Here is a 19915-nt window from a genome sequence, read left to right on the forward strand (position 1 = left end):
AATAAATATCATTACATTTTTCGGTGGGCGTCCATGTTCTATCCCTTTTTCACACCTTGCCCGAACTGCTGGCGTTGGCAGGGTTTTCTCGTGCGCTGCGCGCTGCGTCCTGATGAGCCACGCCTGCTCGACTTCCACGAATGGCACGGTCGGCAACTGGTGGATCGCGGCCTGCTGGATGCCTGGCGCGCCTCGCGTATCACGCTTGAGCTCTTGCTGGACACAGCCTGTGACCCGGCATTGCCTTGGCACTGGCGTGCCCTTTGTCTGGACCGCGCCTATCGGCCGTTGCGCGTGATGCAGCAACAGGCCAGTACCCCCGCACGCCAGCGCAGCCTCGGCGTCCTGCTCAATCGGCTGGCGACGCTGCGTCTGGAACCCTCCCTCTCGTTCACTGAATCGGCAAAAGGACATCCTTATGAGTGAAACCTCGAGTGGCACCCGCATCGAACGCGACAGCATGGGCGAACTGCAGGTACCGAGTGCTGCGCTGTATGGCGCGCAGACCCAGCGTGCGGTGAATAATTTCCCGGTGTCGGGGCTACGCATGCCGGCGCCCTTCATTCGTGCGCTGATCCTGGCCAAGGCCGCTGCCGCGCGGGCCAACGTCGAGTTGCAACAACTCGATCCGCTGATGGGCGACGCCATCGTAGGGGCCTGTCAGCAGTTGCTCGAGGGCGACTTCATGGCCCACTTCCCGGTGGATATATTTCAGACCGGCTCCGGCACCAGTTCCAATATGAACGCCAACGAGGTGATCGCCTCCCTGGCCAGTCGCATTCTTGGTGACAGGGTCAGCGCCAACGACCACGTCAATTGTGGTCAGAGCAGCAATGACATCATTCCCACGACCATCCATGTCAGCGCGGCCATCGAGCTGCAAGAGCGTCTGCTTCCGGCGCTTGGCCATCTGCTCAAGGTGCTGTGCGAAAAATCCCTGGAGGTCCAGCCATACATCAAGACCGGGCGAACGCATCTGATGGATGCCATGCCGGTGCGCATGAGTCAGGTGCTGGACGGTTGGGGCCAGCAGATTCAGGCCAATATCGATCATCTGCGTGGCTTGCAGCCCAGCTTGCAGGCGCTGGCTCAGGGCGGTACCGCGGTAGGTACTGGGGTCAATGCCCATCCGCGTTTCGCCGAACAGTTCTGCCTGGAACTAGGGCGCCTGACGGGGCTGAGTTTCACCTCCGGCAATAACTTCTTCGCGCTGATCGGCTCGCAGGACACGGCCGTGGCCGTATCCGGGCAGCTCAAAACTACCGCCGTATCGTTGATGAAAATCGCCAATGATCTGCGCTGGATGAACTCGGGGCCGCTGGCCGGGTTGGCTGAAATCGAACTGGAGGCCCTCCAGCCTGGTTCTTCGATCATGCCGGGCAAGGTCAACCCGGTGATACCCGAGGCAGCAGCGATGGTGGCGGCGCAAGTGATCGGCAATGACTCGGCCATCGCCATCGCTGGCCAGTCAGGTAATTTCGAGCTCAACGTCATGTTGCCGCTGATTGCCGACAACCTGCTCTACAGCATTCAGCTGCTGACCAATGCCAGCCGCCTGCTGGCCGACCGCGCCATTGCCAGCTTCAAGGTCAACCAGCCGAAGCTCAGGGAAGCACTGGATCGCAACCCGATTCTGGTGACGGCGCTGAACCCGATCATCGGCTACCTCAAGGCCGCTGAAATTGCCAAGCAGGCCTACCGTGAGGGGCGGCCGATCATCGAGGTGGCGCTGGAACAGACCGAGCTGTCGCGAGCGCAGCTCGAGCAATTGCTGAATCCGGAAAAACTCACTGAAGGCGGCCTCTGAGTCGCTTTTTCTCCGAGTCTGTCCACTGCCCGCTCGGCCAGGCATCACATCAGTCGAGGCTTCAAACCGTGGACAGACTCTCACCAGGAGGCCTGTCATGGAGCACTGGAAAACCATCATCGAAACCGGCAACCGCTGTTTTTCCGACGGCGACTGGGTCACGGCCCGCGAGCTCTATCTGCAGGCATTGGCAGAGGCGCAGGTGATGTTCGGGCGCTGGCCTGATCACAACATGGCGGTGGCGGCCTTCGTAATTTCCCATCACAACCTGGCCGACCTGCATCTGACCCTCGGACAGCCCGAGGAGGCCGCAGAGAACCTCTGCGCCAGTCACGAGCGCCTGCTGCAAACCCTGGCCGACGGCCAGCAGCCGCAGTCCCTGCGTGAAGTCGCACTGCACCACAGCCGCCGTACCTACGTCGAGCTGCTGCAGTTCATCGGCGAGCACGGGGCCTTCCCTCGTACCGATCGTTTGCTGGGGGCTTCGCAGCGCCATGCCTGGCAGCGCCCATCGCTCAGCCCGGCCAGCCAAGGCCGCCACTACCACTGAAGGAGAACGTTCATGTCCTACAGCCTGCCCGCACTGCCTTACGCTTACGATGCCCTGGAGCCGCATATCGATGCGCAGACCATGGAGATCCATCACCTCAAGCACCACCAGACCTATATCAACAATCTGAACGCGGCCCTGGAAGGGACGTCCTATGCAGAAGAACCGGTGGAAGGTCTGCTGGCCCGGTTGAAGGAGTTGCCGCAAGACCTGCATGCGGCGTTGATCAACCAGGGCGGCGGCCACGCCAACCACACACTGTTCTGGACAGTCATGTCGCCTTCCGGCGGGGGTAAGCCAGAAGGCGAACTGGCCACAGCGATCGATGCCGAGCTGGGCGGCTTCGCAGCGTTCCAGGACGCTTTCACCAAAGCCGCGCTGAGCCGTTTTGGCAGTGGCTGGGCATGGCTCAGCGTGACACCGGAGAAAAAACTCGTGGTAGAGAGCAGCGCCAACCAGGACAGCCCGTTGTTGCATGGCAACACGCCCATCCTCGGGCTGGATGTATGGGAGCACGCTTACTACCTGCGCTACCAAAATCGCCGGCCGGAATATATCGGAGCCTTCTACAACGTCATCGACTGGCGTGAAGTGACGCGTCGATACCGGCAGGCCCTGAGCTGAATGTGCGGATACCAACGGTGATGCGAGCCCCGCTGACTTCTCTCCCCGGCCTCAATGGTCGAGTTCTGCGTTATCTGTTCGGCGGAGCCATCCTGTTTTGCGGTGGGTTGCTGCTGTTCATTCAATCGGCCGCACTGATCGACCAGGGTGTACAGCCGCAACTGATGCGAGCGATGCAGGCTGGCCTGCTGTGCGCCACAGGAACGGCGCTGGGCGCTCTGCCGGTGCTCTTTATGGGCGAGCTTTCCCGGCGCTGGCGAGACTGCCTGCTCGGGTTCGGGGGTGGCGTCATGCTGGCGGCGACCGTCTTTTCGCTGCTCACTCCGGCATTGGATGTGGCGGCGGACCAGGGCTTCACCCCCTGGGGGGCGGGGGCCATGGCCAGCATTGGGTTGCTGCTGGGCGCTGCAGCGCTGTTGGGACTGGGACGGTTGCTGGAGCAGCGGCAGTGCCTTTCGCAGCCGCATGCTGGACCTGGACCAGGCGTGCTGCTGTTCGTGATTGCGATCATGCTGCACAACGTGCCGGAAGGTATGGCTGTCGGGGTGGCGGCGGGCGCCGGACTAAGGGGCGCCGATGGCCTGGCGATCGGCATTGCCCTGCAGAACGTTCCGGAGGGGCTCATCGTCGCCTTGGTATTGGCCACTGCAGGCGTGAATCGCGGCAAGGCGGTGCTGATTGGTGTCGTGTCCGGGTTGGTCGAGCCGCTGTTCGCGGTGCTCTGCGCATGGCTGGTGAGTGTTTCTCAGGTGCTGTTGCCCTGGGGCTTGGCACTAGCGGCTGGGGCCATGCTGTTCGCCGTAGTTCATGAAATCATCCCCGAGTCGCACAGCAACGGGCACCGCGGCGATGCCAGCCTGGCGCTGACGGTGGGCTTCTGCGTAATGATGGTGCTGGATACGGCGCTGGCTTAGAGGCGCGTCAGTGGGCTGACTGCACGTCATTCGCCTTCTTCGAAGTAGTTTTCAATAAGGCCGACCAGCGCATTCATCGCCTGCTCGTCCTGCTCGCCCTCGGTCAGCAGATGCACATTGGTGCCCTTGCCGGCAGCCAGCATCATGACTGCCATGATGCTCTTGCCGTCTACCAGGCTGTCGGCGCTGCGGCCGATGCGCACCTGACAGGGGTAGGTGCTCGCCACGCCGACGAACTTCGCCGCGGCGCGGGCGTGCAGACCGAGTTTGTTGATGATGGTGATTTCACGTGCGGGCATCGCGGCAGGGCTCCTTAGCTGAGGTCGCGGTGACGCACCTGGACGTTCTTCAGCGAGTCTTTGAGTGCCTGGCTGAGGCGGTTGGCCAGATACACCGAGCGGTGGTGGCCGCCTGTGCAACCAATGGCGATGGTGACGTAGGCGCGGTTGCTGGCGGCGAAGCGCGGCAGCCATTTTTCCAGATAGGCGAGGATGTCCTGATACATTTCCTCGACCTCTGGTTGCGCGGCCAGGTAGTCGACCACGGGCTGATCCAGGCCGGAATAGTCGCGCAGCTCAGGCTTCCAGTAAGGGTTGGGCAGGCAACGTGCATCGAACACCAGATCGGCGTCCACCGGCATGCCACGTTTGAATCCGAATGACTCGACCAGAAAGGCGGTCCCGGTCTGCGTCTGGCCGAGCAGGCGCAGCTTGAGCGTATCGCGTAGCTGGTAAAGGTTCAGCCGGGTGGTGTCGATCTTCAGATCGGCACGATCGGTGATGGGCGCGAGCAGCTGGCTTTCGTAGGCGATGGCCTCGGCCAGCGAGCGGTTGTCGTTGGTCAGCGGGTGGCGTCTGCGGGTTTCCGAAAAACGCTTGAGCAGCGTCTCGTCCTCGGCGTCCAGGTAGAGCACATCGCAGCGGATGCTGCGTTTGCGCACTTCTTCGAGCAGCTCCGGAAAGCGCTTGAGCTGGCTCAGCAGGTTGCGTGCATCGATAGAGACGGCGACTTGCGGCAGCAGCATGTCGCTGTGCGGCAGGAAGCGCTCGGCGAGGTCCGGCAGCAAGCCGGCCGGCAGGTTGTCGATGCAATAAAAACCGTTGTCCTCAAGTACATCGAGGGCGGTGCTCTTGCCCGAGCCCGAGCGACCGCTGACGATGATCAGGCGCATGTCATTGACCGTTCTGAATGTCCACCACGACCTGATAGAGATCTTCGCCACTGTTGGCCTGGCGTAGACGTTCACGTACATCCTGGCGGTCGAGCATGCTGGCGATCTGGCGCAGTAGTTCGAGGTGCGCGTCGGTTGCCGCTTCCGGCACCAGCAGGACAAACAGCAGATCGACCGGCGCGCCGTCGATGGCGTCGAAGTCGACGGCGGTATCGAGGTGCAAAACAGCGCTGATCGGTGCACTGCAGCCGGCCAGACGGCAGTGGGGTATGGCGATGCCGTTGCCGAAACCGGTGGAACCGAGCTTCTCGCGGGCGATAAGGCTTTCGAATATGTCCTGGGCATCCAGGTCAGGCAGGTCGCGGGCGACCAGATTGGCGATCTGTTCGAGCACGCGTTTCTTACTGCCGCCCGGCACGTTCACCAGTGAACGGCCGGGGGTCAGGATGTTTTCAAGTCGGATCATGGATGGGGAATGTTAGCGGGCCGTGGCGCCTTGCAGACGCTCGAGCTGCTTTTCCTTGTGCTTGATGAGTTGACGGTCGAGTTTATCGGCCAACAGGTCGATGGCTGCGTACATGTCCTGGTGTTCTGCGTTGGCGACGACTTCGCCGCCGGCAACATGCAGGGTGGCTTCGATCTTCTGCTTGAGTTTCTCGACCTCCATGGTCACCTGAACGTTGGTGATCTTGTCGAAGTGGCGTTCCAGTCGGCCCAGTTTCTCGCCGATGTAGTCACGCAGGGCGTCGGTCACATCCAGCTGATGTCCACTGATGTTGACTTGCATACCGCTTTCTCCTTGTTGCCTTGTGTAAGCGGCGGGTCCGATTCGACCCGCCTCCGGAACACTTTGGCCTGAAGACCTTGGCCTTCAGTCGATCTGACCTACATCAGTCGCTTGCGCTCACTGGAGGGCGCTATACCGAGGGACTCGCGATACTTGGCGACCGTCCGACGGGCGACTTGGATGCCTTGTGCCTCCAGTAAACCAGCGATCTTGCTGTCACTCAACGGCTTTTTCGCGTTTTCTGCGGCAACCAGTTTTTTGATGATCGCGCGGATCGCCGTGGATGAACATTCGCCGCCTTCGGAGGTGCTGACGTGGCTGGAGAAGAAGTATTTCAGCTCGTAAATACCACGCGGGGTGTGCATGAATTTCTGCGTGGTAACGCGTGAAATGGTCGACTCGTGCATGCCTACCGCTTCGGCGATGTCGTGCAGCACCAGAGGCTTCATCGCCTCGTCACCGTAATCGAGAAAACCGCGTTGGTGCTCGACGATCTGCGTGGCCACCTTCATCAGCGTCTCGTTGCGGCTCTGCAGGCTCTTGATGAACCAGCGCGCCTCCTGCAGCTGATTGCGCATGAAGGTGTTGTCGGCGCTGGAGTCGGCGCGTTTGACGAAGCCTGCGTACTGTGGGTTGACGCGCAGGCGCGGCATGGCTTCCTGGTTCAGCTCCACCAGCCAGCGGTCGTTGTGCTTGCGCACGATCACGTCGGGTACGACATACTCCGGCTCGCTGGATTCGATCTGCGAACCCGGGCGCGGATTCAGGCGCTGGATCAGGTCGATGACCTGACGCAGTTCGTCTTCCTTGAGTTTGGTACGGCGCATCAGTTGGGCGTAGTCGCGGCTGCCGAGCAACTCGAGATAATCGCTGACGACGCGCTGGGTTTCGTTCAGCCAGGGCGTATTGGCAGGCAGCTGGCGCAGTTGCAGCAGCAGGCATTCGCGCAGGTCGCGTGCACCGATACCGGCCGGTTCGAACTGCTGGATGCGGTGCAGGACGACTTCCACTTCGTCCAGTTCGACATCCAGCTCGGGGTCGAAGGACTCGGTCACTTCCTCGAGGGTTTCCTCGAGATAGCCGTCGTTGTTGATGCAGTCGATCAGGGTGGCCGCGATCAGCCGGTCCTTGTCCGACATGGGGGCCAGATTCAGTTGCCAGAGCAGGTGACTGTGCAGGCTCTCGCCGCTGGAGGTGCGGGTGGTGAAGTCCCACTCGTCGTCATCGTTGCTGGGCAGGCTGCTGGCACTGGTCTGGTAGATATCTTCCCAGGCGGTATCGACTGGCAGCTCGTTGGGGATGCGTTCGCCCCATTCGCCGTCTTCCAGGTTGTCCACGGTGGGCGTGCTTTCCTGGTAGCTCTCTTCCTTGCTCGGGGCAGGGGTGGCGCTTTCGGCACCGTCGGCCATCGGATCGCTGTTGTCGAAGTCGTCGCCATCTTCCTGGCGCTCGAGCATGGGGTTGGATTCCAGTGCCTCCTGAATTTCCTGTTGCAGGTCCAGGGTCGACAGTTGGAGGAGGCGGATAGCCTGTTGCAGCTGCGGGGTCATCGTCAGCTGCTGGCCCATCTTGAGGACTAGCGATGGTTTCATTGCAGACCTTAATTTACTGGCGAGTTACGCCTTCCACATCAGGGCGCCGGAGCGCCGCCAGGAAGCAAATTATATGCCTGAATTTCTCGTTCTTGCCTAGAGGGTGCAATATTTCTGTAGCGAAACGTCGCCGACCTAAAGGCGGAATTCGTGGCCCAGATAGACTTCTTTCACTGTCTGGTTGGCGAGGATGGTCTCGGCGTCGCCTTCGGCGATCAACTGCCCGTCGTTGACGATGTAGGCGGTTTCGCAGATATCCAGAGTCTCGCGCACGTTGTGATCGGTGATCAGAATGCCGATACCCTTGGTCTTGAGGTGGTGGATGATCTGTTTGATGTCGCCCACCGAGATCGGGTCGACACCGGCGAAGGGTTCGTCGAGCAGGATGAACTTGGGATTGGTCGCCAGGGCGCGGGCGATCTCCACGCGGCGGCGCTCACCACCGGACAGGCTCATGCCCAGGCTGTCGGCGATATGGTGGATATGGAACTCCTGCAGCAGGCTGTCCAGTTCCGCCTTGCGCCCGGCGCGGTCCAGGTCCTTGCGCGTTTCCAGAATGGCCATGATGTTGTCCGCCACCGACAGCTTGCGGAAGATCGAGGCTTCCTGCGGCAGGTAGCCGATGCCGGCGCGCGCGCGCCCGTGCATGGGCTGATGGCTGACGTCCAGGTCGTCGATCAGCACGCGGCCCTGATCGGCGCGTACCAGGCCAACGATCATATAGAAGCAGGTGGTCTTGCCGGCGCCATTGGGGCCGAGCAGGCCGACGATCTGACCGCTTTCGATGCTCAGGCTGACGTCACGCACGACCTGGCGGCTCTTGTAGCTTTTCGCCAGGTGTTGGGCTTTGAGAATGGCCATTACTGCTGCTGATCCGCGGGTTTGTTCTTCGGTTGGATGACCATGTCGATGCGTGGACGCGGCGTGCTGACGTTGCCGCCCGTGGCGCGACCTGCATTGACGATCTGGCGGCGGGTGTCGTACACGATCTTCTCGCCTTCGAATGTATTACCTTCCTGAATCACCTTGGCCTGATCGATCAGTACGATGCGCTCGTTGCTGGCGAAGTACTGGATGGTCTTGCCGTAGGCCTTGACGATCTCCTTGTCCTCGGCCGGCTTCTGCTCGTAGTAGGCCAGATTGCCTACCGAGGTGAAGACATCGATATCGCCGCTGGCGGTCTGCGTGATGGTCACGGTGTCGCCGGTGATCTTCAGGGTGCCCTGGGTGATGATCACATCGCCGCGGTAGACGGCTACGCCTTGCTTGTCATCCAGCTCGGCACTGTCGGCCTGGATGCGGATCGGCTGGTCGCGGTCCGATGGCAGTGCCCAGGCAGCCGCGCTTCCCAATGCGGCGCCGAGGCTGATAATCAGGGGGAGGGTATTAACGAACCTCATGCTGGCCTCTTACGTTGGACTGCAGGAGCATCCTGCCGTCATTCAAGTACGCTTTCATTCCTTGTGCCGTGGTCACCCCGTTGGCCGCGACGATTCTAACGGCTTGCTCGGTCTGCGCATATTCCTTGTCGGGAATAACGGTCATGCGGCTACTGGTGATGATGGTTGGACGATTCTTGGCATCGGTGCGGGCGATACGCACGTCGTCGATCAGTTCCACCTCGACGCCGCCGGGAGAGACCTCGGCGCGCTGGCTGGTCACCTTCCACGGCAGTTCGGTGCCGCGATAGAGGTCGAGCTTGGGTGTGTCGATCAGGGTGATGTCGGTGCTCTTGACGTGTTCGAGCTTGTCCGCGGTCATGCGGTAGTGCAGTTTGCCGTCGTCCTGGAACTGTACGGTACGCGCGCCGAGGACATAGAAGTCGACGACGTTGTCGTCGCCACCCTGTTGGGTCACGCGGGTGCTGTCCGGTGCGAGGTTCCAGTAGCCCAGAGCGGCCACCACGACTGCAATCAGGGCAAAGATCAGAGTATTTAAAAGTTTACGCGGCATGCTGTTCTCTACAGGTAGGCGGCCTGGGCCGCGTCCAGTGTGCCCTGGGCACGCATGATCAGTTCGCAGAATTCCCGCGCAGCACCGTCGCCGCCGCGCGCCTGGGTTACGCCATGGGCGTGCTGGCGCACGAAACTGTCGGCGCTGGCCACGGCCATGCCCAATCCGACCCGGCGGATAACCGGAAGATCCGGCAGGTCGTCGCCCAGATAGGCAACCTGTTCATAGCTTAGGCCGAGTTCGGCGAGCAGGCCGTCGAGCACCACGAGTTTGTCCTCACGGCCCTGGAACAGGTGCTGGATACCGAGGTTGTTGGCGCGGCGCTCGACCACCGGGGTCTTGCGTCCGCTGATGATGGCGGTTTGCACGCCCGAGTTGATCAGCATCTTGATGCCGTGGCCGTCGAGCGTGTTGAAGGTCTTGAACTCGCTGCCGTCTTCGAGGAAGTACAGGCGGCCGTCGGTGAGCACTCCGTCGACGTCGAAGATCGCCAGTTTGACGGCGCGGGCGCGTTGCAGCAGGTCGTTCATCACATCACTCCAGCGCGCAGCAGATCATGCATGTTGAGGGCGCCGACCGGGTTGTCCTGGTCGTCGACCACCACCAGCGCGTTGATCTTGTGGTCTTCCATGATTTTCAGCGCTTCGGCGGCGAGCATCTCGGCGCGGGCAGTCTTGCCGTGCGGGGTCATGACTTCGTCGATCGATGCCTGGCGCACGTCGATGCCCTTGTCCAGTGTGCGGCGCAGGTCGCCGTCGGTGAAGATGCCGGCCAGGCGGCCGTCTTCTTCGAGCACCACGGTCATGCCCAGACCCTTCTGGGTCATTTCCAGCAGCGCATCGCGCAGGCTGGTGCCGCGATTCACCCGTGGCAGGGCGTCGCCTGCGTGCATGACGTTTTCCACCTTGAGCAGCAGCCGACGGCCGAGCGCGCCGCCCGGATGGGAAAAGGCAAAGTCTTCGGCGGTGAAACCACGCGCTTCCAGCAGGGCAATGGCCAGGGCATCGCCCAGCACCAGGCTGGCGGTGGTCGAAGAGGTCGGTGCCAGGTTCAGCGGGCAGGCTTCCTGGGACACGCGTGCGTCGAGATTGACTTCGGCGGCCTTGGCCAGCGGCGAGTCGGGGTTGCCGGTCATGCTGATCAGGCGGATGCCGAGGCGTTTGATCAGCGGCAGCAGAGTGACGATCTCGGCGGTCGAGCCCGAGTTGGACAGGACCAGAACGATGTCGTCCTTGGTGATCATGCCCATGTCGCCGTGGCTGGCCTCGGCCGGGTGGACGAAGAATGCCGTGGTGCCGGTGCTGGCCAGGGTGGCGGCGATCTTGTTGCCGATATGACCGGACTTGCCCATGCCGACCACGACCACGCGCCCCTTGCAGCTCAGAATGAGCTCACAAGCCTTGATGAAATCGGCATTGATGCGGGGCAACAGCTCCTGCACCGCTTCGAGTTCGAGGCGGATGGTGCGCTGCGCGGAATCAATCAGGTCGCGGGTCTGGTTCATGGGGCTGAGCTGTCGGGCGAAAAAAGACGGAGATTATAACGGGAAAAGCTCTCCGCGCTCACCCTCGCCGCAGCGAGGCAGTGTCGAAGCTGTCGCAAGACTGAACGCTGCATTGTGGCGCTATTGGGCGGCATGTTCGGCAAATGCTATAGTTCGCGGCCATTTTGGCCCCCTCTGGCCGGTGCGTGTCCTCGCTTCGGGAGGCGGCGTCTGCAAGGAAGGCCTGATTTTCAAGGAGTTCAGATGAGCGCCGAGCACGATTATGCAATCGAGTTGCAGGGCGTCAGCTTTCAGCGCGGCACGCGGTCGATTTTCGACAAGGTCGACATCCGCATCCCGCGCGGCAAGGTCACCGGCATCATGGGCCCCTCCGGCTGTGGCAAGACCACGCTGCTGCGCCTGATCGCCGCCGAGTTGCGCCCGTCTGCAGGCGATGTGCGTGTCGCTGGCGTCAGCCTGCCGAAGCTCTCGCGTGACGAGCTGTTCGATATGCGCAAGCAGATGGGCGTGTTGTTCCAGAGCGGGGCGCTGTTCACCGATCTCGACGTGTTCGAGAACGTGGCCTTCCCGCTGCGCGTGCATACCCAACTCCCGGAAGAGATGATTCGCGACATCGTCCTGATGAAGTTGCAGGCCGTTGGCCTGCGCGGGGCGCTGGATCTGATGCCGGATGAGCTGTCCGGCGGCATGAAACGCCGTGTGGCGCTGGCGCGAGCTATCGCCCTCGATCCGCAGATTCTGCTGTATGACGAGCCGTTCGTCGGCCAGGACCCTATCGCCATGGGCGTGCTGGTGCGTCTGATTCGCCTGCTCAACGATGCGCTGGGCATCACCAGCGTGGTGGTTTCTCACGATCTCGCGGAAACCGCCAGCATCGCCGATTACCTCTATGTCGTCGGTGATGCTCAGGTGCTGGGGCATGGCACGCCGGCCGAGCTGATGGAGTCGGACAACCCGCGTATTCGTCAGTTCATGAAGGGCATTCCGGACGGCCCGGTGCCGTTCCATTTTCCAGCGCCGGACTATCGCGAAGATCTGTTGGGGAGAGCCTGATGCGCAAAATTTCACCGCTCGAACGGCTGCGGCTGTTCGGTCGTGCGGGTATCGATGTGGTCGCGACGCTAGGGCGTTCGGTGCTGTTTCTCGTCGGCGCGTTGTTCGGCCGCAGTCGCGCCGGCAAGCCGCTGCAACTGCTGATCAAGCAGTTGTTCGCGGTCGGCGTGATGTCCTTGGCGATCATCGTCGTCTCCGGGATATTCATCGGCATGGTGCTGGCCCTGCAGGGCTACAACATTCTGGTCAGCTACGGCTCCGAGCAGGCAGTCGGGCAGATGGTTGCGCTGACCCTGTTGCGTGAGTTGGGCCCGGTGGTCACAGCGCTGCTGTTCGCCGGTCGCGCCGGTTCCGCGCTGACGGCCGAAATCGGCAATATGAAATCCACCGAGCAGCTTTCCAGTCTGGAGATGATCGGCGTCGATCCGCTCAAGTACATCGTCGCGCCGCGGCTGTGGGCCGGCTTCATTTCCATGCCGCTGCTGGCGATGATCTTCAGTGTCGTGGGCATCTGGGGCGGGGCGATGGTTGCCGTGGACTGGCTGGGCGTCTACGAGGGCTCGTTCTGGTCCAACATGCAGAACAGCGTTTCCTTTTACGATGATGTGCTCAATGGCGTGATCAAGAGCATCGTCTTCGCCTTCGTAGTGACCTGGATCGCCGTGTTCCAGGGCTACGACTGCGAACCCACTTCCGAGGGCATCAGCCGCGCGACGACGCGCACCGTGGTGTATGCCTCGCTGGCCGTTCTGGGCCTGGATTTCATTCTGACCGCTTTGATGTTTGGAGACTTCTGATGCAAAACCGCACGCTGGAGATTGGTGTCGGCCTGTTCCTCATGGCCGGTGTGCTGGCCCTGCTGCTGCTGGCCCTGCGCGTCAGCGGCCTGAGCGTCGGCAGCGCAGGCGATACCTACAAGGTCTACGCCTACTTCGACAACATCGCCGGGCTGACCGTGCGCGCCAAGGTGACCATGGCCGGCGTGAGCATCGGCAAGGTCACCGCCATCGACCTGGATCGCGACAGCTACATGGGGCGGGTGACTCTGGAGCTCGATGGCAACGTCAATAACCTGCCTGAGGACTCCACCGCGTCGATCCTGACGGCTGGTTTGCTTGGCGAAAAATACATCGGCATCAGCGTCGGTGGTGACGAGGAGGTGCTCAAGGACGGCAGCACCATCCACGACACGCAGTCCTCGCTGGTGCTGGAAGACCTGATTGGCAAATTCCTGCTCAATTCGGTCAATAAAGATGAAGCCAATTGATGAGGGCTCCTGACATGTTCAAGACCGTGCGTAATTCCCTGCTGGCGTTGCTGGCCGTCATGCCGCTGCTGGCCGCCGCCGCGCCAAGCGCGCATGAGGTGGTGCAGCAGACCACCGATACCCTGCTGGCTGATCTCAAGGCCAACAAGGAACGCTATCGCAGCGATCCCAACGCGTTCTACGAGTCGCTCAACGAGATTCTCGGCCCGGTGGTCGATGTCGACGGTATTTCCCGTGGCGTGATGACCGTGCGCTATTCGCGTCAGGCCTCGCCCGAGCAGATGAACCGCTTTCAGGAGAACTTCAAGCGCAGCCTGATGCAGTTCTATGGCAACGCCCTGCTCGAATACAACAACCAGGATATCCGCGTACTGCCGGCCAGCGGCAAGCAGGACGCCGAGCGTACTTCGGTCGGTATGGAAATCCGTGATGGCAAGGGCGTGGTTTATCCGCTGTCCTACACCATGGTTTCTCAGGATGGCACCTGGAAGCTGCGCAATGTGGTGATCAATGGCATCAACGTCGGCAAGCTGTTCCGCGACCAGTTCGCCCAGTCGATGCAGAACAACCGCAACGACCTGGACAAGGTCATCGACACCTGGGCCGATACCGTGGCCAGGGCGCGCCAGGCTCGGGGCGAATCGTGAGTCAGGCGAGCATCAGTGAACGCGCCGCCGGGCAGTTGCAGCTCAGTGGCGTGCTCGATTACAGCACCGGGCCGCAGCTGCGCGAGCAGGGCGCGCGCCTGATCGCTTCCAGCAGCGCTGCGCGTCTTTCGCTCGACTGCAGTGCGGTGGAGAAATCCAGCAGTGTCGGTCTGGCACTGCTGCTGGCGTTCGTTCGCGATGCGCACAAAGCCGGGCGCGAGCTGTCGATCAGCGCGTTGCCTGGCGATATGCGAGAGATCGCTCAGGTCAGCGGTCTGCTCGAGTTGCTGCCGCTGCAATCGTGAAGCGCTTCGTCGTTCCGTCAGCACCGCTGCTGGCGGGGTTCGCAGGCGGAAGGCTTTTTTGTATGATGGCCGACCCGCGGGCGCCGGTGCCCGAATGCGTCAGACGAGGTCGAGCATGCAGGCTGCAGAAGTAAAAAGCCTCCTAGAGGAAAAACTCCCGAATACCCAGGTGGAAGTCGAAGGTGAAGGCTGCAACTTCCAGCTGAACCTGATCAGCGACGAGCTGGCCGCCCTCAGCCCGGTCAAGCGTCAGCAGCAGATCTATGCCCACCTCAATGCCTGGATCGCCAATGGCAGCATCCACGCCGTGACCATGAAATTCTTCAGCCAGGCCGAATGGGCCGCGCGTTCCTGAGCCTGCGGGCGACGAGATTCCTATGGATAAACTGATCATTACCGGCGGCGCTCGCCTCGATGGCGAAATCCGCATTTCCGGTGCGAAGAACTCTGCGCTGCCGATTCTGGCCGCCACTCTGCTGGGTGACGAGCCCGTCACCATCTGCAACCTGCCGCACCTGCACGACATCACCACCATGATCGAGCTGTTCGGCCGCATGGGCATCGAGCCGGTGATCGACGAGAAGCTGGCGGTGGAAGTCGACGCCCGCGCGATCAAGACCCTGGTCGCCCCTTACGAGCTGGTAAAAACCATGCGCGCTTCGATCCTGGTGCTCGGCCCGATGGTCGCGCGCTTCGGCGAGGCGGAAGTCGCGCTGCCGGGCGGTTGCGCCATCGGCTCGCGTCCGGTCGACCTGCACATCCGTGGCCTCGAGGCCATGGGCGCGATCATCGATGTCGAAGGTGGCTACATCAAGGCGCGGGCGCCTGAAGGTGGCTTGCGCGGCGCGCATTTCTTCTTCGACGTCGTCAGCGTGACCGGTACCGAGAACATCATGATGGCTGCGACCCTGGCCAAGGGCCGTAGCGTGCTGGAAAACGCCGCACGTGAGCCGGAGGTGGTCGACCTGGCCAACTGCCTGATCGCCATGGGGGCGAAGATCCAGGGCGCGGGTACGGACACCATCATCATCGATGGCGTCGAGCGCCTGCATGGCGCGCGCTTCAATGTCATGCCCGACCGTATCGAGACCGGCACCTATCTGGTCGCCGCTGCTGTTACCGGTGGCCGCGTCAAGGTCAAGGATGCCGACCCGTCGACTCTGGAAGCCGTACTGGCCAAGCTGCAGGAAGCCGGCGCCGAGATCACCACCGGTCCGGACTGGATCGAACTGGACATGAAGGGCAAGCGTCCGAAGGCCGTCAACCTGCGCACCGCGCCGTACCCGGCATTCCCCACCGACATGCAGGCGCAGTTCATCGCCCTCAATGCCGTGGCCGAAGGCACTGGCACCATCATCGAAACCGTTTTCGAAAACCGTTTCATGCACGTCTACGAGATGCTGCGCATGGGCGCCAACATCCTGGTCGAAGGCAACACGGCTGTTGTCACCGGCGTCGAGATGCTCAAGGGCGCGCCCGTGATGGCGACCGACCTGCGTGCTTCGGCGAGCCTGGTGCTGGCTGCGCTGGTAGCCGAAGGCGATACGTTGATCGACCGCATCTACCACATCGACCGTGGCTACGAATGCATCGAGGAAAAACTGCAGTTGCTCGGTGCCAAGATCCGCCGCGTGCCGGGCTGATCGCCTGCGTCCGTTGTCGTAAGGCCGTTCCCTGTCGGAGCGGCCGCTTCCGTTCAAGGAAACCGTTTCATGCTGACCATCGCCCTGTCCAAAGGCCGCATTCTCGATGACACCCTGCCGTTGCTGGCTGCGGCCGGTATCGAGCCGACCGAGAACCCGGACAAGAGCCGCAAACTCATCATTCCCACCACGCAGGATGACGTACGCCTGCTGATCGTGCGTGCTACCGACGTGCCGACCTATGTCGAACATGGCGCGGCTGACCTTGGCGTGGCGGGCAAGGATGTGCTGATGGAGTACGGCGGTCAGGGCATTTATGAACCGCTGGATCTGCAGATCGCCAAGTGCAAGCTGATGACCGCCGGAAAGGTCGGCGCGCCGGAGCCCAAGGGCCGCCTGCGCGTGGCCACCAAGTTCGTCAACGTCGCCAAGCGCTACTACGCCGAGCAGGGCCGTCAGGTCGACATCATCAAGCTGTACGGCTCGATGGAGCTGGCGCCACTGGTGGGCCTGGCCGACAAGATCATCGACGTGGTCGACACCGGCAACACCTTGCGTGCCAACGGCCTGGAACCGCAGGAACTGATCGCCACCATCAGCTCGCGTCTGATCGTCAACAAGGCTTCGATGAAGATGCAGCACGGCCGCATCCAGGCGCTGATCGAAACCCTGCGTGGCGCGGTCGAGGCGCGACACCAAGGCTGATTCCTTTCCGCGACTTCTGGTCGCGGCAGCCTATCCGTGTCATAGCCATTTTTCTTGGGTGCCCGCACGGTGGGCTTGCTACTCTAGCGGCGCCTGAGATTTGCTATTACACGAGGCTTTGCCATGACCGCTCCCATTGCCGTTCGCCGACTCAACGCTGCTGACCAGGATTTCGCCCGACACCTGGATCATCTGCTGAGCTGGGAGAGCGTGTCTGACGATGGCGTCAACCAGCGCGTGCTGGAAATCATCCAGGCCGTGCGCCAGCGTGGCGATGCGGCGCTGGTCGAGTACACCCAGCGTTTCGATGGCCTGGAGGTCGCCTCCATGGCCGACCTGATCCTGCCGCGCGAGCGTCTGGAGCTGGCCCTGACCCGCATCAGCGCCGAGCAGCGCCAGGCCCTCGAAGTCGCCGCCGAGCGCGTGCGCAGCTACCACGAGAAGCAGAAGCAGGATTCCTGGCGCTACACCGAGGCCGATGGCACCGTGCTGGGGCAGAAAGTCACCCCGCTGGACCGCGCCGGCCTTTACGTGCCGGGCGGCAAAGCCTCCTATCCGTCTTCGGTGTTGATGAACGCCATCCCGGCCAAGGTCGCCGGCGTGCCCGAGGTGGTCATGGTGGTGCCGACCCCGCGCGGCGAGATCAATGAAATCGTCCTGGCTGCTGCCGCCATCGCCGGTGTCGATCGCGTGTTCACCATCGGTGGCGCCCAGGCCGTGGCGGCGCTGGCCTATGGCACCGAGAGCGTACCGCCGGTGGACAAGATCGTCGGCCCGGGCAACATCTACGTCGCCACCGCCAAGCGCCATGTGTTCGGCAAGGTGGGCATCGACATGATCGCCGGCCCGTCTGAGATTCTGGTGGTGTGCGATGGCCAGACCGATCCGGACTGGATCGCCATGGACCTGTTCTCCCAGGCCGAGCACGACGAGGATGCCCAGTCGATCCTGGTCAGCCCGGATGCCGCTTTCCTCGACAAGGTTGCCGAGAGCATCGCCAAGCTGCTGCCGACCATGGAGCGGGCCGAGATCATCCGCACCTCGCTGGAAGGTCGTGGCGCGCTGATCCAGGTGGCGGACATGGCCCAGGCCATCGAGGTGGCCAACCGCATCGCGCCCGAGCACCTGGAGCTGTCGGTGGCCGACCCCGAGGCCTGGCTGCCCGAGATTCGCCACGCCGGCGCCATCTTCATGGGGCGCTACACCGCGGAAGCCCTGGGCGACTACGTGGCCGGCCCGAATCACGTGCTGCCCACTTCCGGCACCGCGCGCTTTTCCTCGCCGCTGGGGGTGTACGACTTCCAGAAGCGTTCGTCGATCATCTTCTGCTCGCCGGACGGCGCGTCGGAGCTGGGCAAGAGCGCTTCGGTGCTGGCCCGTGGCGAGTCGCTGACAGCGCATGCACGCAGCGCCGAGTACCGCATCAAAGAGTGACCTGAACGGCGTGGGAATTCTGCTCGCGAGCAGCATGCGAGCAGAGCGCCAGGTGCGCTCTCGTTACTACCGAGCAATGTGAACCGAATTCGAGGAGAGAAGGGCAGATGAGCAAATTCTGGAGCCCCTTCGTCAAGGACCTGGTGCCCTATGTGCCGGGCGAGCAGCCCAAGCTGAGCAAGCTGGTCAAGCTCAACACCAACGAGAACCCCTACGGCCCGTCGCCCAAGGCTATCGCGGCGATGCAGGCCGAGGTCAACGACGACCTGCGTCTGTATCCGGATCCCAACGGCGACCGCCTGAAACAGGCAGTGGCCGACTATTACGGCGTGAGCACTGCCCAGGTGTTCGTTGGCAACGGCTCCGACGAGGTGCTGGCGCACGCCTTCCATGGTCTGTTCCAGCACGGGGCGCCACTGCTGTTCCCGGATATCAGCTACAGCTTCTATCCGGTGTACTGCGGTCTGTACGGCATCGACTTCGAACAGATTGCGCTGGATGATGAGTTCCAGATCCGCGTCGAAGACTATGCCCGGCCCAATGGCGGCATCATCTTCCCCAATCCCAATGCGCCGACCGGCTGCCTGCTGCCACTCGAGGCCGTCGAGCGTCTGCTGCAGGGCAGTCCGGATTCGGTGGTGCTGGTCGATGAGGCCTATATCGACTTCGGCGGCCAGAGCGCCATCGCTCTGGTCGACAAGTACCCGAACCTGCTGGTGACCCAGACCTTGTCCAAGTCGCGTTCGCTGGCCGGTCTGCGTGTCGGCATCGCGGTCGGTCACCCGGACCTGATCGAGGCGCTGGAGCGGATCAAGAACAGCTTCAACTCCTATCCCCTCGATCGCATGGCCATTGCCGGCGCGGCGGCGGCGTTCGAGGATCGCGAATACTTCGAGCAGACCTGCAAGCAGGTGATCGAAAGTCGTGAGCAGGTGGTCGTCGGGCTGCAGCAGCTGGGCTTCGAGGTACTGCCTTCGGCTGCCAATTTCGTCTTCGCCCGTCATCCGAACAAGGACGCTGCAACGCTGGCAGCCGGCCTGCGTGAGCAGGGTGTGATCGTGCGCCACTTCAAGCAGCAGCGTATCGCCCAGTTCCTGCGTATCACCATCGGTACGGCGGAGCAGAATCAGGCCTTGCTGGGCGCCCTGCAAAACCTGTAATCCGGGCAGTTCGAAATAAGCCGGTACCGCTCACGCGCTACCGGCTTTTTCATACGCGCTTTCCGTGGGCGTCACTCGTGATGCGGTTCACCGAGGAAGGTCAGCGAGGTGAACAGGCCGCGGGTCTCGATATCGGCATCGTTCTCCACCGGCAGGCTCACTTCGGCGCTGATGATATTCAGCCCCTCGTTACGCACCATGACCTGTGCACGGCCCTCGGCATCGGTTACCGCGCTGACCTGATGCGGAGCACTGCGGTAGTCACCGATCAATTCGACTCCCTTCATCGGCTTGCCATCTACCAGCACACGCACCGGCAGGGGCTTGCCAGGGCCGACCTTGAGCGGGTCGACCTCTGGAACGATGACCAGTTTCAGCGCCCTGAGATCGGGCAGCTTGGCGCCTTCGGCATGGATCGCCAGGCTGTACTTGAAGGTATGCAAGGACTCGGTGGAATCAGGTACCTGGCTGCGGCCCTGGTTGATCCACTGGCCGTCCGGGGTTTTCGACCAGGCGCCGTTGTCCAGCGCGACACCGAGTACCGCGGGTTTCTTCAAGGGTTGCAGGCGGGCATGGTCGGCCAGGCGCTCGACGGTCACCGGAATCATCTTGCCGGCGGCGTCATAGGCCCAGGCACCGCTGATCTTCTCCGGCTTGAAGGCGTTGTCTTCGGCGCCGTGGCCATAGACCACTTCGATGTTGCCACGTCGCTCCTCGGTCCACAGGCCGTGGGCGAGAACGCTACTGCTGGCGAACAGGCCGGCGAGCAGCAGGCAGGCGGGAATGCGCATGAATATCT

Annotated in this window: 26 protein-coding genes; 15 read left to right on the plus strand and 11 right to left on the minus strand. The window is 62.3% G+C overall.

Features of this window, described 5'->3' with window-relative positions:
• The first annotated feature begins 33 nt into the window (after nt 1-33).
• The 5 genes from DXK50_RS24935 (at nt 34) to DXK50_RS12435 (ending at nt 3895) form a co-directional block, all read left to right on the plus strand.
• The gene (locus DXK50_RS24935) at nt 34-426 is read left to right on the plus strand and encodes a FagA protein (RefSeq protein ID WP_233787460.1); all 393 of its coding nucleotides are present in this window, start codon (nt 34-36) and stop codon (nt 424-426) included.
• Entirely contained in the window at nt 419-1807 is a 1389-nt protein-coding gene (locus tag DXK50_RS12420; RefSeq protein WP_212630531.1) for a class II fumarate hydratase, read from the plus strand. Before DXK50_RS24935 ends, DXK50_RS12420 begins: the two co-directional genes overlap by 8 nt.
• 97 nt (nt 1808-1904) lie before the next feature.
• Entirely contained in the window at nt 1905-2357 is a 453-nt protein-coding gene (locus DXK50_RS12425; protein WP_212630532.1) for a tetratricopeptide repeat protein, read from the plus strand.
• Nucleotides 2358-2369: 12 nt separating this feature from the next.
• A complete protein-coding gene (locus tag DXK50_RS12430) occupies nt 2370-2981 on the plus strand; it encodes a superoxide dismutase (protein WP_212630533.1) in 612 nt (203 codons plus the stop codon).
• A 20-nt stretch (nt 2982-3001) separates the two neighbouring features.
• Nucleotides 3002-3895 carry a ZIP family metal transporter gene (locus tag DXK50_RS12435; RefSeq protein WP_212630534.1) on the plus strand — a complete coding sequence of 298 codons (894 nt, stop codon included), beginning with the start codon at nt 3002-3004 and terminating at the stop codon, nt 3893-3895.
• A gap of 26 nt (nt 3896-3921) precedes the next feature.
• Here DXK50_RS12435 and DXK50_RS12440 read toward each other — a convergent pair whose 3' ends face one another.
• The 10 genes from DXK50_RS12440 to DXK50_RS12485 all read right to left on the minus strand — a co-directional run bounded on the left by DXK50_RS12440 (nt 3922) and on the right by DXK50_RS12485 (nt 10902).
• Nucleotides 3922-4194 (minus strand): HPr family phosphocarrier protein, encoded by a 273-nt coding sequence (locus DXK50_RS12440; RefSeq protein WP_161864941.1) that lies wholly within the window; start codon nt 4192-4194, stop codon nt 3922-3924.
• Nucleotides 4195-4208: 14 nt separating this feature from the next.
• Nucleotides 4209-5066 (minus strand): RNase adapter RapZ, encoded by an 858-nt coding sequence (rapZ, locus tag DXK50_RS12445; RefSeq protein ID WP_161864942.1) that lies wholly within the window; start codon nt 5064-5066, stop codon nt 4209-4211.
• 1 nt (nt 5067) lies between these two features.
• Entirely contained in the window at nt 5068-5532 is a 465-nt protein-coding gene (gene ptsN / locus DXK50_RS12450) for a PTS IIA-like nitrogen regulatory protein PtsN (protein ID WP_090427348.1), read from the minus strand.
• 12 nt (nt 5533-5544) lie between these two features.
• Nucleotides 5545-5853, minus strand: a complete 309-nt coding sequence (gene hpf / locus DXK50_RS12455) for a ribosome hibernation-promoting factor, HPF/YfiA family (RefSeq protein WP_003242873.1) — start codon at nt 5851-5853, stop codon at nt 5545-5547.
• A 98-nt stretch (nt 5854-5951) separates the two neighbouring features.
• The gene (locus DXK50_RS12460; RefSeq protein ID WP_161864943.1) at nt 5952-7445 is read right to left on the minus strand and encodes an RNA polymerase factor sigma-54; all 1494 of its coding nucleotides are present in this window, start codon (nt 7443-7445) and stop codon (nt 5952-5954) included.
• A gap of 135 nt (nt 7446-7580) precedes the next feature.
• Nucleotides 7581-8306, minus strand: a complete 726-nt coding sequence (gene lptB / locus DXK50_RS12465) for an LPS export ABC transporter ATP-binding protein (RefSeq protein ID WP_161864944.1) — start codon at nt 8304-8306, stop codon at nt 7581-7583.
• The gene (lptA, locus tag DXK50_RS12470; protein WP_161864945.1) at nt 8306-8845 is read right to left on the minus strand and encodes a lipopolysaccharide transport periplasmic protein LptA; all 540 of its coding nucleotides are present in this window, start codon (nt 8843-8845) and stop codon (nt 8306-8308) included. The genes lptB and lptA overlap by 1 nt, the downstream gene beginning before the upstream one ends.
• Nucleotides 8832-9398: an LPS export ABC transporter periplasmic protein LptC gene (gene lptC / locus DXK50_RS12475; protein WP_212630535.1), complete on the minus strand. Its 567-nt coding sequence runs from the start codon at nt 9396-9398 to the stop codon at nt 8832-8834. The genes lptA and lptC overlap by 14 nt, the downstream gene beginning before the upstream one ends.
• Before the next feature lie 8 nt (nt 9399-9406).
• Nucleotides 9407-9928, minus strand: a complete 522-nt coding sequence (locus DXK50_RS12480) for a KdsC family phosphatase (RefSeq protein ID WP_212630536.1) — start codon at nt 9926-9928, stop codon at nt 9407-9409.
• Nucleotides 9928-10902 carry a KpsF/GutQ family sugar-phosphate isomerase gene (locus tag DXK50_RS12485; protein ID WP_212630537.1) on the minus strand — a complete coding sequence of 325 codons (975 nt, stop codon included), beginning with the start codon at nt 10900-10902 and terminating at the stop codon, nt 9928-9930. Before DXK50_RS12485 ends, DXK50_RS12480 begins: the two co-directional genes overlap by 1 nt.
• 243 nt (nt 10903-11145) lie before the next feature.
• Here DXK50_RS12485 and DXK50_RS12490 point away from each other — a divergent pair, with 243 nt between their 5' ends.
• The 10 genes from DXK50_RS12490 to hisC all read left to right on the plus strand — a co-directional run bounded on the left by DXK50_RS12490 (nt 11146) and on the right by hisC (nt 19116).
• A complete protein-coding gene (locus DXK50_RS12490; protein ID WP_212630538.1) occupies nt 11146-11955 on the plus strand; it encodes an ATP-binding cassette domain-containing protein in 810 nt (269 codons plus the stop codon).
• Nucleotides 11955-12752, plus strand: coding sequence for a lipid asymmetry maintenance ABC transporter permease subunit MlaE (gene mlaE, locus DXK50_RS12495; RefSeq protein WP_161864950.1), 798 nt, complete (start codon nt 11955-11957; stop codon nt 12750-12752). The genes DXK50_RS12490 and mlaE overlap by 1 nt, the downstream gene beginning before the upstream one ends.
• Nucleotides 12752-13222, plus strand: a complete 471-nt coding sequence (gene mlaD / locus DXK50_RS12500) for an outer membrane lipid asymmetry maintenance protein MlaD (protein WP_013714108.1) — start codon at nt 12752-12754, stop codon at nt 13220-13222. The genes mlaE and mlaD overlap by 1 nt, the downstream gene beginning before the upstream one ends.
• 14 nt (nt 13223-13236) lie before the next feature.
• On the plus strand, nt 13237-13869 hold the full coding sequence (locus DXK50_RS12505; protein ID WP_212630539.1) for an MlaC/ttg2D family ABC transporter substrate-binding protein: 633 nt from the start codon (nt 13237-13239) through the stop codon (nt 13867-13869).
• Entirely contained in the window at nt 13866-14174 is a 309-nt protein-coding gene (locus DXK50_RS12510; RefSeq protein ID WP_161864952.1) for an STAS domain-containing protein, read from the plus strand. The genes DXK50_RS12505 and DXK50_RS12510 overlap by 4 nt, the downstream gene beginning before the upstream one ends.
• Before the next feature lie 115 nt (nt 14175-14289).
• Entirely contained in the window at nt 14290-14529 is a 240-nt protein-coding gene (locus DXK50_RS12515; RefSeq protein WP_161864953.1) for a BolA family protein, read from the plus strand.
• 22 nt (nt 14530-14551) lie between these two features.
• Nucleotides 14552-15817, plus strand: a complete 1266-nt coding sequence (murA, locus tag DXK50_RS12520; protein ID WP_161864954.1) for a UDP-N-acetylglucosamine 1-carboxyvinyltransferase — start codon at nt 14552-14554, stop codon at nt 15815-15817.
• 69 nt (nt 15818-15886) lie between these two features.
• Nucleotides 15887-16522, plus strand: a complete 636-nt coding sequence (gene hisG / locus DXK50_RS12525) for an ATP phosphoribosyltransferase (RefSeq protein ID WP_161864955.1) — start codon at nt 15887-15889, stop codon at nt 16520-16522.
• A gap of 123 nt (nt 16523-16645) precedes the next feature.
• Nucleotides 16646-17956 (plus strand): histidinol dehydrogenase, encoded by a 1311-nt coding sequence (hisD, locus tag DXK50_RS12530; protein WP_212630540.1) that lies wholly within the window; start codon nt 16646-16648, stop codon nt 17954-17956.
• 107 nt (nt 17957-18063) lie between these two features.
• Nucleotides 18064-19116: a histidinol-phosphate transaminase gene (hisC, locus tag DXK50_RS12535; protein ID WP_161864957.1), complete on the plus strand. Its 1053-nt coding sequence runs from the start codon at nt 18064-18066 to the stop codon at nt 19114-19116.
• A 71-nt stretch (nt 19117-19187) separates the two neighbouring features.
• Here the strand turns inward: hisC and DXK50_RS12540 are convergent, their stop codons facing one another.
• Nucleotides 19188-19907 (minus strand): DUF4198 domain-containing protein, encoded by a 720-nt coding sequence (locus DXK50_RS12540; protein WP_212630541.1) that lies wholly within the window; start codon nt 19905-19907, stop codon nt 19188-19190.
• Between the last annotated feature and the right edge of the window lie 8 nt (nt 19908-19915).

This window comes from Pseudomonas sp. KB-10 (assembly GCF_018221585.1).
GTDB classification, from domain to species: Bacteria; Pseudomonadota; Gammaproteobacteria; order Pseudomonadales; family Pseudomonadaceae; genus Aquipseudomonas; species Aquipseudomonas yangonensis.

Coding starts and splice junctions, on each gene's coding strand:
- hisD (WP_212630540.1), top strand. CDS start 16,646: ATGACCGCTCCCATTGCCGTTCGCCGACTCAACGCTGCTGACCAGGAT.
- DXK50_RS12435 (WP_212630534.1), top strand. CDS start 3,002: ATGCGAGCCCCGCTGACTTCTCTCCCCGGCCTCAATGGTCGAGTTCTG.
- mlaD (WP_013714108.1), top strand. CDS start 12,752: ATGCAAAACCGCACGCTGGAGATTGGTGTCGGCCTGTTCCTCATGGCC.
- mlaE (WP_161864950.1), top strand. CDS start 11,955: ATGCGCAAAATTTCACCGCTCGAACGGCTGCGGCTGTTCGGTCGTGCG.
- DXK50_RS12505 (WP_212630539.1), top strand. CDS start 13,237: ATGTTCAAGACCGTGCGTAATTCCCTGCTGGCGTTGCTGGCCGTCATG.
- rapZ (WP_161864942.1), bottom strand. CDS start 5,066: ATGCGCCTGATCATCGTCAGCGGTCGCTCGGGCTCGGGCAAGAGCACC.
- DXK50_RS12540 (WP_212630541.1), bottom strand. CDS start 19,907: ATGCGCATTCCCGCCTGCCTGCTGCTCGCCGGCCTGTTCGCCAGCAGT.
- ptsN (WP_090427348.1), bottom strand. CDS start 5,532: ATGATCCGACTTGAAAACATCCTGACCCCCGGCCGTTCACTGGTGAAC.
- hpf (WP_003242873.1), bottom strand. CDS start 5,853: ATGCAAGTCAACATCAGTGGACATCAGCTGGATGTGACCGACGCCCTG.
- DXK50_RS12515 (WP_161864953.1), top strand. CDS start 14,290: ATGCAGGCTGCAGAAGTAAAAAGCCTCCTAGAGGAAAAACTCCCGAAT.
- hisC (WP_161864957.1), top strand. CDS start 18,064: ATGAGCAAATTCTGGAGCCCCTTCGTCAAGGACCTGGTGCCCTATGTG.
- lptB (WP_161864944.1), bottom strand. CDS start 8,306: ATGGCCATTCTCAAAGCCCAACACCTGGCGAAAAGCTACAAGAGCCGC.
- DXK50_RS12460 (WP_161864943.1), bottom strand. CDS start 7,445: ATGAAACCATCGCTAGTCCTCAAGATGGGCCAGCAGCTGACGATGACC.
- DXK50_RS24935 (WP_233787460.1), top strand. CDS start 34: ATGTTCTATCCCTTTTTCACACCTTGCCCGAACTGCTGGCGTTGGCAG.
- lptC (WP_212630535.1), bottom strand. CDS start 9,398: ATGCCGCGTAAACTTTTAAATACTCTGATCTTTGCCCTGATTGCAGTC.
- DXK50_RS12440 (WP_161864941.1), bottom strand. CDS start 4,194: ATGCCCGCACGTGAAATCACCATCATCAACAAACTCGGTCTGCACGCC.
- DXK50_RS12420 (WP_212630531.1), top strand. CDS start 419: ATGAGTGAAACCTCGAGTGGCACCCGCATCGAACGCGACAGCATGGGC.
- DXK50_RS12430 (WP_212630533.1), top strand. CDS start 2,370: ATGTCCTACAGCCTGCCCGCACTGCCTTACGCTTACGATGCCCTGGAG.
- DXK50_RS12480 (WP_212630536.1), bottom strand. CDS start 9,928: ATGAACGACCTGCTGCAACGCGCCCGCGCCGTCAAACTGGCGATCTTC.
- DXK50_RS12425 (WP_212630532.1), top strand. CDS start 1,905: ATGGAGCACTGGAAAACCATCATCGAAACCGGCAACCGCTGTTTTTCC.
- lptA (WP_161864945.1), bottom strand. CDS start 8,845: ATGAGGTTCGTTAATACCCTCCCCCTGATTATCAGCCTCGGCGCCGCA.
- DXK50_RS12490 (WP_212630538.1), top strand. CDS start 11,146: ATGAGCGCCGAGCACGATTATGCAATCGAGTTGCAGGGCGTCAGCTTT.
- murA (WP_161864954.1), top strand. CDS start 14,552: ATGGATAAACTGATCATTACCGGCGGCGCTCGCCTCGATGGCGAAATC.
- DXK50_RS12485 (WP_212630537.1), bottom strand. CDS start 10,902: ATGAACCAGACCCGCGACCTGATTGATTCCGCGCAGCGCACCATCCGC.
- hisG (WP_161864955.1), top strand. CDS start 15,887: ATGCTGACCATCGCCCTGTCCAAAGGCCGCATTCTCGATGACACCCTG.